This window comes from Streptomyces sp. SID14478 (genome assembly GCF_010548525.1).
Taxonomy (GTDB): Bacteria; Actinomycetota; Actinomycetes; order Streptomycetales; family Streptomycetaceae; genus Streptomyces.
In genome coordinates this window covers 1-597 of sequence record NZ_JAAGMG010000819.1, presented here as the reverse complement: position 1 = coordinate 597, position 597 = coordinate 1, and the positions used below count along the sequence as shown (strand labels likewise).

At 77.2% G+C, this 597-nt stretch carries 1 protein-coding gene; it reads left to right on the top strand.

From position 1 onward, the window contains the following. The coding region (locus G3I40_RS26740; RefSeq protein ID WP_203644842.1) for a membrane dipeptidase at nucleotides 1-597 on the top strand (597 nt) is incomplete at both ends.

Genomic DNA, 597 nt, shown 5'->3' with positions numbered 1-597 from the left:
GCCCCGGCCGCCGCGCTGGGCGACTCGCTCGGCACGCTGCGGGCCCTCCACGCCCTGGGCCTGCGCGCCCTCACCCTCACCGGCACGGCCTGGACCGACGACCCCGCCACGGGCCTGACCCGGTTCGGCGAGGAGGTCGTCCGGGAGATGAACCGGCTCGGCATGCTCATCGACCTCGCGGGCGCGGCCCCGGCGACCGCGTTGCGCGCCCTCGCCGTCTCCAAGGCCCCGGCGGTCCTCACCCGCAGCGGCGCCCGCGCCCTCAACAGCCACCCGGACAACGCCTCCGACGCCCTGCTCGCCGCCCTCGGCGCGAGCAAGGGCCTGTGCCTGGTGCCCTGCTCGGTGTCCCGCACCGGCCCGGCCCTGCGCGACGTCGCCGACCACCTCGACCACGTACGCCGCGTCGCGGGCCCCGAGTCCGTCGGACTCTCGGGGATGTACGACACCGGGGACGCGCACCCCGAAGGCCTCACCGACGCGGCCGGCTACCCGGCGCTGATCGCGGAGCTCCTCGACCGCGGCTGGCCGGACGCCGACCTCGCGCTGCTCACCTGGGGCAACGTCCAACGGGTGCTGCGCGGCGCGGAGTTCACG